Source organism: Acidovorax facilis (genome assembly GCF_023913775.1).
GTDB classification, from domain to species: domain Bacteria; phylum Pseudomonadota; class Gammaproteobacteria; order Burkholderiales; family Burkholderiaceae_C; genus Acidovorax; species Acidovorax facilis.
Map to the genome: position 1 here is coordinate 20,480 of NZ_JAMXAX010000066.1, position 11,076 is coordinate 31,555.

Genomic DNA, 11,076 nt, shown 5'->3' on the forward strand with positions numbered 1-11,076 from the left:
AGCTCTCCTGAATACGGCGGATCTTGTGGACCGAAACCAGCATTCCAACACAACGCCTGTGCGGGCGCCATGGCAGGTATCCATACACCCGCGACATAGTCTGGCAGCGCTGTGGCAGGGGGCGCAGCTCTTCTTCGGGTGGTGTGCCCAGCGTGGCCCGTCCCGCGTCCCTCTTGGGGGTCAATACCGGGAAACAGGATGCGTGTCGGGATTGGCCTGTGCCGCCGCCAGGGAGGCGGGGCGCCGCAGGCTGGTGGACACCTCCACCCGGTTGCGGCCGTTTTCCTTGGCCTGGTAGAGCGCACGGTCGGCTGCGGCGATCAGCATGTCCCAGCTGTCGCCGGGCTCCAGCCGGCCGCCAAAGACGCCAATGCTGACCGTGACGGCAATGCCCAGGGCCGCGTCGGTGGTTGCATCTGGCGCGGCTCCGCCGACTGCGCGGATGCGGCAACGCGATTCCTCCACCGCCTTGCACAGTTCCCGCGCCAGCTGCTCGGCCCCCAGCAACGTGGTGTCGGGCAGCACCACCATGAATTCCTCACCCCCGTAGCGGCCCACCAGGTCCTGCGCCCGCACGCGCTCGCTCAGCACATTGACCACGCTGCACAGCACCTGGTCACCGGCGGGGTGCCCGTAGCGGTCGTTGACCCGCTTGAAGTGGTCGATGTCCACCATCATGAGCGCAATGGATTCGCGCGAGCGCACGGCGCGCGAGACGTCGCGGTCCAGCGCCGCGATCAGCGAGCGGCGGTTCGCCACGCCGGTAAGCGGGTCCAGCGCCGCCATGATGCGGTTGTTCTCGTCGGCACGGTCGCGTGACATGAACACAAATCCCATGGAGCTGATGAGCACCACAGAAAACGTGGCCATGAAGGTCAGCGTCTGCAGCAGGCTGCCCTGGAGGATGCTGGTGGCCGTCTGGCTTTCGCCCAATGCCAGCAGCGCGCGGCCGCCCAGCACCAGGGCCTCCAGGCCCAGCCCTGCCACCAGCAGCCACTGCCCGCGCCCCACGGTGGCATGGCGGCGCTCCAGGGCCGCTACCAGAGCCCACACGGCCTGCAGCCCGATGACCAGGCCCACAAAACTCGCGCGCGCCGGAAAGTTGTCGATAAACACGATGACAAAACACGTGACCAGCGCCGACGGTGTGAGCAGCAGCAGCCACCGTGGCGGGCGCCCCTGGAACTGGTAGATCGCGGCGATCATCCCCACAAACACGCAGGACAGCAGCAGGTTGCCCAGCACGATGGACACCACATCCGGCACCAGGCCCCGCAGCATGATCAGCAAATGCCCGACGGCATTGACCATCAGGGCGGCCGCCCACCGCCCCAGGCCATCGCGCCGACGCCCCCAGCCCACCACAGCCATGGAGGCGGCCATCATGAGCGAACTCACGATGATCATGACCAGCATGGTGGGAACGTGGGCGGCCATGGATGGGGTGGGCGGTGTGGTGGGGGGTTTCAGATCAGCATAAACGAAGGTCTGCAGACCGCAAACCGCCAGATGACCACGCGCCCCCGCCGCACAGCCGATTGGTCGGGTGCAGTGGGCTATTGCAACTGGGCGGGTGCGCGCGCGCCACTGCCGGGGGCGTGCACCGCCTCGCCCTCGCCCGTTTGTGCCATGGGCGCGGCCAGGGCCGCGCGCTGGGTGTAGCCGATACCGCCACCGGCCGCGCCCTCGGCCCGCGAGAGCTTGAACACCTGCACCGCCCCCGCCAGGCGGGATGCCTGCTCCCGCAGGCTTTGGGCTGCGGCAGCGGATTCCTCCACCAGGGCAGCGTTCTGCTGTGTCATCTGGTCCAGTTGGTTCACGGCAGTGTTGACCTGGCCGATGCCGTCGGACTGCTCGCTCGATGCCGCTGTGATCTCACCAATGATGTCGCCCACGCGTTTGACCGAGCCCACGATCTCGTCCATGGTGGTGCCCGCGTTCTGCACCAGGCGTGCGCCCGATTCCACCCGCTCCACCGAGGCGCCGATGAGCGCCTTGATCTCGCGCGCGGCCTCGGCACTGCGCCCGGCCAGGCTGCGGACCTCGCTGGCCACCACGGCAAAGCCCCGGCCTTGTTCACCTGCGCGGGCGGCTTCCACCGCTGCGTTCAATGCCAGGATGTTGGTCTGGAACGCAATGGAATCGATCACGCCGATGATGTCGGCAATCTTGCGCGAGCTTTGGTTGATGTCGCCCATGGTGGTGACCACCTCGCCCACCACCTGGCCACCGCGTGCGGCCACGGCGGCGGCGGTGCTGGCCAGCTGGTTGGCCTGGCGCGCGGCGTCGGCCGACTGGCGCACGGTGGAGGTGAGGTGCTCCATGCTCTGCGCGGTCTGCGCGAGGCTGCTGGCCGTGGCCTCGGTGCGGGCCGACAGGTCCTGGTTGCCGCTGGCGATCTCGGCGCTGGCGGTGGTGATGCTGTCCACCGCCGTGCGCACCTGCTGCAGCATCTGCGTGTAGCGCTGGCGCATGCCTTCCACCTCCTGCACCAGCGCGCCGATTTCGTCGCGCCGCGTGGTGCGGAATTCTTCGGTCAGGTCGCCCTGCGCTACCAGGGTGATGGCCTGGGTCAGATCCTGCAGCGGGCGGCTTACGCCCCGGCGCAGCATGAGGAACAGGCCAATGGCCAGCAGCACCACGGCCACGGCCATCAAGCCCCACACGGCGAGCGTGACGCGGCGCTGGCTGGCCATGGCCTCGCCGTCGGCCACCTCCGCCACCACCCACCAGCCGCCGCCGGTTTTGCGCACCAGGGCCCAGGGGTCTTCGGCGCCTGCGCCCAACACGGGGGCGGCCTCGCGCACAAAGCCATCGGGCGATGCGGCCAGGGCTTCAAAAAACGGGCGGGCCTGGGGGTAGGCCTCCAGCACACGCTTGCCGCGTGCGGTGGGGTGGTACACGAACACCGCCTTGTCGAGCGAGGTGCCGGGGTTGATCACGTACGTGCCGCCATGCTCGAAGAATTTGGTCTGCGTGACCTGCTTTTGCAGCATGGCGTGGAACACGCTGATGTCATTGCCGATGAACAGCAGCGCAATCACCTTGCCCGAAGCGTCCTTGGCGGGCAGGTAGTGGCCCATGAAGGGCTTGCCGCCCACCACGGTGACTCCGGTGTAGGGCTCGCCCTTGGACACGGTGGCATAGGCCGGGTCGTCCTTGCCCGGCGGCGTGCCCTGCTGGCGCGCGCCCTGTTCGTTCTTGACCGAGGTGGTGATGCGCACGAAGTCATCGCCCTTCTTGGCGAACACGGTGGCAATGCCGCCCGTCTCGCTGGCGAATTTGTCGACCGAGCCGTAGTCCTCATTGACCAGCGCGCCGTAGCTGCGCAGCTCGCCCGTGGCCTCGTCGAGCTGCATGGTGGCCTCGAAGTAGCGCTGAAAGCCCTTCATGGTCAGCTGCACCAGCTCGCGGTTGGTGTTGTCAGCGGCGTCCAGCGACTGCGCCACGCTCTGCGCGGTGTCGCCCACACTGGAGGCGACCAGGGCGCGGGTGCTGCGCTCGGTCAGCACGGCAATGGCCAGCCCCACCAGCACCAGCACCAGGGCCACCAGCGCAATGGCGGTCAGCGTGACCTGGCGCGCGACGGAACGGTTGTTGGCAAGGGAAGCAGCCATGCAGTGTGTCTCCTGGAGATTGAAAGCCCAAGGCCGGCTGTCGCCGGTCTGCGGTCACTCTACGTCCAGAGGCTTGTTACATTTATTCACGCATTCCCTTACGCAAAGCTGCGTACCTCAACGCCGCCGATGTGTGAGTCACGGCCTGCGAAACTGGCACTGCCCGAGCCGAGGACGCCGAGCCAGGGCCGCCCCACAACGAAGGCATAGGGGGAAGGCGCAAAGCGACTCAGCGGATCTTCCCAGTCATCCAGCCCAGGCCTTGCGAGGTGCCCGCTGCGGGCCGGTATTCGCAGCCGACCCAGCCGCCGTAGCCCAACGCGTCGATGGTGTCGAAGAGAAAGGGGTAGTTCAGCTCCCCCCGGTCCGGCTCGTGGCGCCCGGGCACACCGGCAATCTGAACATGCGCCACCCGGCCCGTGGGCAGGTACTGGTGCAGCTTGGTGGCCACGTCACCCTCCACGATCTGGCAGTGGTAGAGGTCCATCAGCACCTTGAGGTTGGGGGCCTGCGCCGCATCAAGCAGCTCGTGCGCGTGATCCTGCCGGTTCAGAAAGTAGCGCGGCATGTCGCGCAGGTTGACGGGCTCGATGAGGATGTCGCACCCCGCGCGCGCAGCCTCGGCCGCCGCCCAGCGCAGGTTGCCAACGCACAGGTCCTTGAGGGATTCGCGCTCCACGCCGGGCGGCACGATGCCCGAGAGCACGTGGATGCGCGGGCAGCCCAGCACCTCGGCATAGCGCAGGGCTTCTTGCACGCCCGCGCGGAACTCGGCCTCATGCCCAGGCAGCGCCGCGGTGCCGCGCGCGTTCTGGTCCCACGCCGCCGCCATGCGGCTGCGGTCGGTGCCGCCAGGCGGGGCATTGAACAGCACCAGCTGCAGGCCGTTGTCCGTAAGCCGGGCCGCCACCTCGGCGGGCTCGAAGGCGTAGGGAAACAAGAACTCCACCGCCGTGAACCGGTCGCGCGCCGCAGCGGCAAAGCGGTCCAGAAACGGCAGCTCGGTGTACATCAGGCTCAGATTGGCGGCAAACTGGGGCATGGCGGGCGGAAGGTGGAATCAGAGCGCAGCAGCTTATCGTGCAGCATCGGGGCCAGAAGCCCTTGCCAAGCCTCAACCAGGCTCCACCCATGAAAAATATGAGCCAAATTGGCACCTAGCGCTTAATGGATAAGCGCCAGTAGCTACTAATTTGATAGTATTTTGCCCTCCTACCGGGACACCCAATGCGCATCGGAGAACTCGCCCAACGCACCGGCACCACGCCCAAGGCCATCCGGCTGTATGAGTCGCGGGGCCTGCTGGGCACGGTGGCGCGCGCAGGCAGCTACCGCCACTATGGCGAGGCCGATGTAGCCCGCGTGTTGCTGATCCGCCAGGCCCAGGCGCTGGGTTTTCGGCTGTCGGAGCTGGATGGCCTGCCCCACATCGACACCGCTGCAGGCTGGGAACGCATGGCCCAGCTGGTGGCCGGGCGGCGGGCCGCCGTGGCGCAGGAGCTGGCGCGCCTGTCAGCGCTGGACGCGCAGCTGGCGCTGTTGGAAGCCGAGCTGCACACCTGCGACACGCTGGCCGTGCCCGTGGCACCCGAAGCCTGCGCTGCGCCCTCCACACTGGCGGTGGCACCTCCAGCGCACAACCCCGCGCAATTTGGTGCAGCTACCAAGGCGGGCGCTGCAAGATTCACCGCGACTTGACCTGACCGCTTGACTCTGCCCCGTGGGGCAGGGTGACCATGGCGCCATCAACAACACCGTGATGGAGCGTCTGTGGCAGAGCAACAAAACATTCTGGTCATCCTGGGCCACCCCACCGCCGAGAGCCTGTGCGCAGGCATGGCACGTGCCTATGCCGAGGGCGCCAGGCGCGCAGGGGCGCAGGTGCGGTTTCTGGACGTGGGTCAGCTCGCATTCAACCCTCTGTTTCAGGGCTATGACGCTGCCCAGCCGCTGGAACCCGATTTGCTGGCCGCGCAGTCCGACATCACCTGGGCGCACCATCTGGTGTGGGTCTATCCGATCTGGTGGGGCGCCATGCCCGCGCTGCTCAAGGGTTTTATCGACCGCGTGCTGCTGCCCGGCTATGCCTTCAAGTACCGCAAAGGCTCATCGCTGTGGGACAAGCTGCTGGCCGGCCGATCGGCCGAGCTGCTGGTGACCATGGACTCGCCGCCCTGGTACTTCCGCTGGGTCACACGCATGCCAGGGCACCAACAGATGAAGAAGGCCATCCTGGAGTTCTGCGGCATCAGCCCCGTGCAGGTGCACAGCTTTGGCCCGGTGCGCAGCGCCAGCACCGAGCGGCTGGCGCAGTGGGTGGAAAAGGCGCGGCAACTGGGGCAGCGCCAGGGGGCACGCTCCGCGCCGGGTAAGCCGCGCCCGGCACCCGTCACTTCGTCGCCGTGAATGCTTGAACGGCAGCTCGGCCCACGGCCGGGTCGTCGGTGAAGAAGCCGTCGATGCCTGCGCGCAGATAGGCCGTGATCTCACCCACGCTGTCGCCGCGCACGGTGCCATCGGTGGCGGGCGCCTTTTTCAGCCCGGCGGGCAGAAAGGCGTTTTCGGGCCGCAGCGTCCAGATGTGCACGGCCAGGCCTTCGGCGCGGGCGCGCGCCACCAGCGGGGTGGGTTCGCCCGGCACGCCATCCTTGACCGGCACCACCAGCGTCTTGAACGGGCCGATGGCATTGGCATAGATGGCCACCTGCTTCAGGCCTTCGGGCGTGATCAGGTCGGCATAAGCGCGCGTGTTGGCCGCGCCCTGCGCCACAAAGTCATACGGCCGGCCCGAAGGCGCGACCAGCTGCACCAGGCGCACGCTGCTGAGTTTGCGGATCGCCTGCAAGTTGCTGACCTCGAAGGACTGCACGAACACGGGCGCGTCCTTGTGGTTCCAGCCGTTTTTCTCCAGCACGGCCAGCAGCGGCGCCTCCAGCGGCAGGCCGATGGACTGGAAGTAGGTGGGGTGTTTGGTCTCGGGGTAGATGCCGATGGTGCGACCGGTCTTGGCCGTCGCCGCCTTGGCAAGGTCGATCACTTCCTGCAATGTGGGCACCTCGAACTGGCCGTTATAGGCCACGTTGGCCGGGCGCTGTGCAGGGATGCGTTCGCGGGCGCGCAGGGTTTTGAGCTCGGCCAGGGTGAAGTCTTCGGTGAACCAGCCGGTGATGGCCTGGCCGTCGATGGTCTTGGTGGTTTTACGGCCCGCAAACTCGGGGCGGTCCACCACGTCGGTGGTGGCTTCCTTCACAGAGCCATCGGCGCCCAGGATGGCGATGGCGTTCTCGTGCCGCGCCACCAGCACGCCGTCCTTGGTGATGACCAGGTCGGGCTCGATGATGTCGGCGCCGTCGTCAATGGCCTTCTGGTACGCGGCGAGCGTGTGCTCGGGCCGCAGGGCCGATGCGCCCCGGTGGGCAATGACGGTGGGGGTGGGCGGCCAGGCCTGGGCGACGGCGCCCAGCGCCCAGGTGGTCAACAGCGCGGCAGCGGTCACGGCGCGCAGTGCAATGCGTTTCATGCGGGTCTCCTACAAACGGAGCCCGCACCTTAGCCGATGCGCTTGACAGCGGCGTGTCGCCGGGGCGTACACCCCGGTAAGCGCTACGCGTGTTCGAAGTGGAAGACGGCCGTGCCCGCGCGCGCGTTGGGCAGCCAGCGCACTTCCTGTCCATCCTGCAGGCCGAAGGCATCCAGGATGCGCAGGCTGTTCTTGGTGGCCAGCACTTCGAAGTCCTTGTAGGTGCCCACGCGGATGTTGGGCGTGTCGTACCACTGGTAGGGCAGGCGCCGCGTCACGGGCATGCGTCCGCGCAGGATGGACAGGCGGTTGGGCCAGTGCGCAAAGTTGGGAAACGCCACTACACCCGTGCGGCCCACGCGCGCCGTCTCGCGCAGCATGGTTTCGGCATTGCGCAGGTGCTGCAGCGTGTCGATCTGCAGCACCACGTCAAAGCTGTTGTCGTCGAACATGGCCAGCCCCTCGTCGAGGTTGAGCTGGATCACATCCACCCCGCGCTGCACGCAGGCCAGCACGTTGGCGTCGTCGATCTCCACGCCATAGCCACTGCAGCCGCGCTCGCGCTGCAGGTAGTCGAGCATGGCGCCGTTGCCACAACCGAGGTCGAGCACGCGCGAGCCGGGGGGCACCAGGCGCGCCAAGGCTTGCATCGCCGCTTTTTCGGTCATGGTTGCAACTCCTTGGAAATGCTATCGAAGTAAGAGCGCAGGACGCCCATGTACCGGGCGTCATCGAGCAAAAAGGCATCGTGCCCGTGGGGCGCGTCGATCTCGGCGTAGCTCACGCTGCGGCGGTTGTCGAGCAAGGCCTTCACGATCTCGCGGCTGCGCTTGGGAGAGAAGCGCCAGTCGGTGGTGAAGCTCACCAGCAGGAACCTGGCCTGCGCCCGGGCCAGGGCCCGCGTGAGGTTGCCGGCATGGGTGCGCGCGGGGTCGAAGTAGTCCAGCGCCCGGGTGATGAGCAGGTAAGTGTTGGCGTCGAAGTAGTCGCTGAACTTGTCGCCCTGGTAGCGCAGGTAGCTTTCGATCTGAAACTCGATGTCCTGGGTGCTGTATTTCAGTTCCAGGCCTTCGCGCAGCTGCCGGCCGAACTTCTCGTTCATCACATCGTCGCTCAGGTACGTGATGTGGCCGATCATGCGGGCGATGCGCAGGCCACGCTTGGGGATCACGCCGTGGCGATAAAAGTGGCCGCCGTGGAAGTCCGGGTCGGTCACGATGGCGCGGCGGGCCACCTCATTGAAGGCAATGTTCTCGGCCGTGAGGTTGGGGGCGCTGGCCACCACCACCGCGTGGCGCATGCGCTCGGGGTACTGGAGCGTCCAGCTCAGCGCCTGCATGCCGCCCAGGCTGCCGCCCAGCACGGCGGCCAGTTGCTCGATACCCAGGCGGTCGAGCAGGCGGGCCTGGGCGTTGACCCAGTCTTCCACCGTGACCACCGGGAAGTCCGCGCCATAGACCTCGCCCGTATCGGGATGGTTGTGCATGGGGCCGGTGGAGCCAAAGCAGGAGCCCAGGTTGTTCACGCCGATCACGAAGAAGCGGTCGGTGTCCACGGGCTTGCCCGGGCCGATCATGTTGTCCCACCAGCCCTCGCTCTTGTCCTGCCCGGCGTAGACGCCCGCGACGTGGTGCGAGGCATTGAGGGCGTGGCACACGAGCACGGCGTTCGAGCGGTCGGCATTGAGCGTGCCGTAGGTCTCGTAGGCCAGGTGGTAGTCGCGGATGGACGCACCGCTTTGCAGCGGGAGCACCTCCGGAAAATGCATGGACTGGGGCGTGGCAAAAAACGACATAAAAAAACCCGGCGTCGCTAAAAACGAGGCCGGGCGGATGTGTCGGACGGGTCTTTAGCAGGATTTATAAAGCGCCCGCAAGCTGTGGCAAATCGGCGCGTCTGGCAAATATACCAAAACGGCCGCTGCTGCTCACCCGGCGGGCGTGAAGGTCGCCACCAGCCCCAGCACCAGAAAAATCACCGCCGAGACCACATGGACAGCGCGAATGGGCACGCGGCGAGTGATGCGCTCGCCCAGCCAGACCACCGGCGCGTTGGCGATCATCATGCCGAGCGTGGTGCCCGCCACCACCCACAGGTAGGCGTTGTACTGCGCGGCCAGCATGACGGTGGCGATCTGGGTCTTGTCGCCCATTTCGGCCAGGAAGAATGCGACCACGGTGGTGCCAAACACCCCCCAGCGTGGCGATCCGTCGGCTTCGCCTTCGTCCAGCTTGTCGGGGATCAGCATCCACACCGCCATGGCGATGAACGATGCACCCAGGATCCAGCGCAGTACCTGGGGGCCGAGGAACGTGGTCACCCAGGCACCCAAAGCCCCGGCCAGGCCGTGATTCACTAGGGTCGCCACCAGGATGCCAAGCACGATCGGCCAGGGCTTGCGAAAACGTGCGGCCAGCACGAGCGCGAGCAGCTGCGTCTTGTCGCCCATCTCGGCGAGCGCGACGATGGCGGTAGAAATGAAAAAGGCTTCCATGGGGGAGGGGGTCCTATCCGGCCGGATGGGTGGAAAACGCATTGACTGCACCCCGACTCCGGCCATGTGGATCGGTTTGCAGTCAATGGTCTCGCCCAGCTCAAAAGCCGCATACGCCATAGGTTTCGAAGAACCCAAGTGTGTTGACGCATGCCCCCGGCGCATTGCGCGGCCGGGCGGGCTACTCCCCAAAGACTCGCGGATTTTACCCTGCTTCCGACACGGAAAACAGGCGGGTGGTTGCCGAAAGGTGGCGACGGGCCAGGTTCGGGTGGCTGTTCAGACCCTGCGGGTTTCCCCTGAAAACCGCCGTTGCACGCTCCAAAATACCCACAAATTTGTGCAGGATGGATGGCTTGATCCAGAAATAAACCCCACACGCCTCATAAAGTGATTAATAATGGGTTCGCTTTTCTGCTTGCAGGAAAGCAGTTAGCTTAGCGGTGAATGGTCAGTTTCGCGTCTTTGAAGTCGTCACAGGTTTGTTGATTGCGTCGGACTCCATCGCGTTTTTGTGTTTTTTCAGGAGTCCTTCATGGGCAACAAACTTTACGTGGGCAACCTGCCCTACTCTTTCCGCGACGAAGATCTGCAACAGACCTTCAGCCAGTACGGCTCGGTCGGCAGCGCCAAGGTCATGATGGAGCGCGACACCGGCCGCTCCAAGGGTTTCGGCTTTGTCGAAATGGGCAGCGATGCTGAAGCCCAAGCCGCCATCCAAGGCGTGCATGGCACCAATTTCGGCGGCCGTGACCTCGTGGTCAACGAAGCCCGTCCCATGGAGCCCCGCGCTCCCCGTAGCGGCGGCTTCGGCGGCGGCAACGGTGGTGGCGGCGGCTACGGTGGTGGCGGCGGCTACGGCGGTGGTGGCGGCGGCGGTTACGGCGGTGGCCGTAGCGGCGGCGGCGGTGGTGGTGGTTACGGCGGTGGCCGTAGCAGCTACTAAAAAGACCTTGCTGGCAGACCTTTGCGGTCTGCCAAAGGCAAAACAAAGGAGCCCCTGGGCTCCTTTTTTCATGCCTGCGCGGCATCGCCACCACAGTCGGCATTGCCGCTTGCTTTTTCCGCAAAAGTGTGGCGCATAATGAGCCAGCGGGGTTTCCCCCGCTTAAAGTTTGCGGTGATCCGTCAGTTTCGCGCTGAGAGCGTCATTGAGATTAGCTGGCTGCGTTTTCGGGACTCCATCGCTTTTTCCATGTGTTTTTGAGGAGTCCCTCAATGGGCAACAAACTGTACGTCGGCAACCTGCCGTACTCGGTGCGCGACAGCGATCTCGAACAGGCCTTTGGCCAATTCGGCGCAGTGACCAGCGCCAAGGTCATGATGGAGCGCGACACAGGCCGCTCCAAGGGCTTTGGTTTCGTGGAAATGGGCAGTGACGCGGAAGCCCAAGCCGCCATCAATGGCATGAATGGCCAGCCACTGGGTGGCCGCAGCATCGTCGT

The 11,076-nt window shown here is 66.0% G+C and carries 11 protein-coding genes and 1 riboswitch; of the genes, 4 read left to right on the forward strand and 7 right to left on the reverse strand.

Translation table 11 applies throughout. The features are described 5' to 3' along the window. Window positions 1-180 precede the first annotated feature (180 nt). The 3 genes from NFX52_RS17690 to otnI form a co-directional block, all read right to left on the reverse strand. Window positions 181-1,437 carry a GGDEF domain-containing protein gene (locus NFX52_RS17690; protein ID WP_121421690.1) on the reverse strand — a complete coding sequence of 419 codons (1,257 nt, stop codon included), beginning with the start codon at window positions 1,435-1,437 and terminating at the stop codon, window positions 181-183. Window positions 1,438-1,556: 119 nt separating this feature from the next. Further along, complete coding sequence (locus NFX52_RS17695; RefSeq protein ID WP_252635756.1) at window positions 1,557-3,617, reverse strand: methyl-accepting chemotaxis protein; 2,061 nt, start codon at window positions 3,615-3,617, stop codon at window positions 1,557-1,559. 229 nt (window positions 3,618-3,846) lie between these two features. Then, window positions 3,847-4,659, reverse strand: a complete 813-nt coding sequence (otnI, locus tag NFX52_RS17700) for a 2-oxo-tetronate isomerase (RefSeq protein WP_055402142.1) — start codon at window positions 4,657-4,659, stop codon at window positions 3,847-3,849. Window positions 4,660-4,844: 185 nt separating this feature from the next. On the opposite strand from otnI, the gene NFX52_RS17705 reads away from it, so the two are divergent. Beyond that, window positions 4,845-5,315, forward strand: a complete 471-nt coding sequence (locus NFX52_RS17705; RefSeq protein WP_055402140.1) for a MerR family transcriptional regulator — start codon at window positions 4,845-4,847, stop codon at window positions 5,313-5,315. Between the two features lie 72 nt (window positions 5,316-5,387). Further along, window positions 5,388-6,023, forward strand: a complete 636-nt coding sequence (locus tag NFX52_RS17710) for an NAD(P)H-dependent oxidoreductase (protein ID WP_055402138.1) — start codon at window positions 5,388-5,390, stop codon at window positions 6,021-6,023. Here NFX52_RS17710 and NFX52_RS17715 read toward each other — a convergent pair. From NFX52_RS17715 to NFX52_RS17730, 4 genes are all read right to left on the reverse strand, one after another. Further along, window positions 6,007-7,137, reverse strand: coding sequence for a glycerophosphodiester phosphodiesterase (locus NFX52_RS17715; RefSeq protein WP_055402136.1), 1,131 nt, complete (start codon window positions 7,135-7,137; stop codon window positions 6,007-6,009). The genes NFX52_RS17710 and NFX52_RS17715 overlap by 17 nt on opposite strands. An 83-nt stretch (window positions 7,138-7,220) precedes the next feature. Beyond that, window positions 7,221-7,805 (reverse strand): methionine biosynthesis protein MetW, encoded by a 585-nt coding sequence (gene metW / locus NFX52_RS17720; RefSeq protein WP_055402134.1) that lies wholly within the window; start codon window positions 7,803-7,805, stop codon window positions 7,221-7,223. Beyond that, on the reverse strand, window positions 7,802-8,932 hold the full coding sequence (metX, locus tag NFX52_RS17725; protein WP_055402132.1) for a homoserine O-succinyltransferase MetX: 1,131 nt from the start codon (window positions 8,930-8,932) through the stop codon (window positions 7,802-7,804). Before metX ends, metW begins: the two co-directional genes overlap by 4 nt. 132 nt (window positions 8,933-9,064) lie before the next feature. Next, window positions 9,065-9,631 (reverse strand): TMEM165/GDT1 family protein, encoded by a 567-nt coding sequence (locus tag NFX52_RS17730; protein ID WP_055402130.1) that lies wholly within the window; start codon window positions 9,629-9,631, stop codon window positions 9,065-9,067. A 9-nt stretch (window positions 9,632-9,640) separates the two neighbouring features. Further along, a riboswitch (yybP-ykoY riboswitch) is annotated at window positions 9,641-9,833 on the reverse strand. A 333-nt stretch (window positions 9,834-10,166) separates the two neighbouring features. Between NFX52_RS17730 and rbp (NFX52_RS17735) the strand changes: the two genes are divergently transcribed. Both rbp (NFX52_RS17735) and rbp (NFX52_RS17740) read left to right on the forward strand, forming a co-directional pair. Further along, the gene (gene rbp / locus NFX52_RS17735) at window positions 10,167-10,577 is read left to right on the forward strand and encodes an RNA-binding regulator (protein ID WP_055402147.1); all 411 of its coding nucleotides are present in this window, start codon (window positions 10,167-10,169) and stop codon (window positions 10,575-10,577) included. Between the two features lie 272 nt (window positions 10,578-10,849). Beyond that, window positions 10,850-11,076 (forward strand): RNA-binding regulator (rbp, locus tag NFX52_RS17740; RefSeq protein WP_252635757.1); only part of this gene is annotated, 227 nt, incomplete at its 3' end.

Excerpts from the sequence above, each read along its gene's own strand:
- NFX52_RS17690 (WP_121421690.1), bottom strand. The coding sequence starts at position 1,437 with ATGGCCGCCCACGTTCCCACCATGCTGGTCATGATCATCGTGAGTTCG.
- NFX52_RS17695 (WP_252635756.1), bottom strand. The coding sequence starts at position 3,617 with ATGGCTGCTTCCCTTGCCAACAACCGTTCCGTCGCGCGCCAGGTCACG.
- otnI (WP_055402142.1), bottom strand. The coding sequence starts at position 4,659 with ATGCCCCAGTTTGCCGCCAATCTGAGCCTGATGTACACCGAGCTGCCG.
- NFX52_RS17705 (WP_055402140.1), top strand. The coding sequence starts at position 4,845 with ATGCGCATCGGAGAACTCGCCCAACGCACCGGCACCACGCCCAAGGCC.
- NFX52_RS17715 (WP_055402136.1), bottom strand. The coding sequence starts at position 7,137 with ATGAAACGCATTGCACTGCGCGCCGTGACCGCTGCCGCGCTGTTGACC.
- metW (WP_055402134.1), bottom strand. The coding sequence starts at position 7,805 with ATGACCGAAAAAGCGGCGATGCAAGCCTTGGCGCGCCTGGTGCCCCCC.
- metX (WP_055402132.1), bottom strand. The coding sequence starts at position 8,932 with ATGTCGTTTTTTGCCACGCCCCAGTCCATGCATTTTCCGGAGGTGCTC.
- NFX52_RS17730 (WP_055402130.1), bottom strand. The coding sequence starts at position 9,631 with ATGGAAGCCTTTTTCATTTCTACCGCCATCGTCGCGCTCGCCGAGATG.
- rbp (WP_055402147.1), top strand. The coding sequence starts at position 10,167 with ATGGGCAACAAACTTTACGTGGGCAACCTGCCCTACTCTTTCCGCGAC.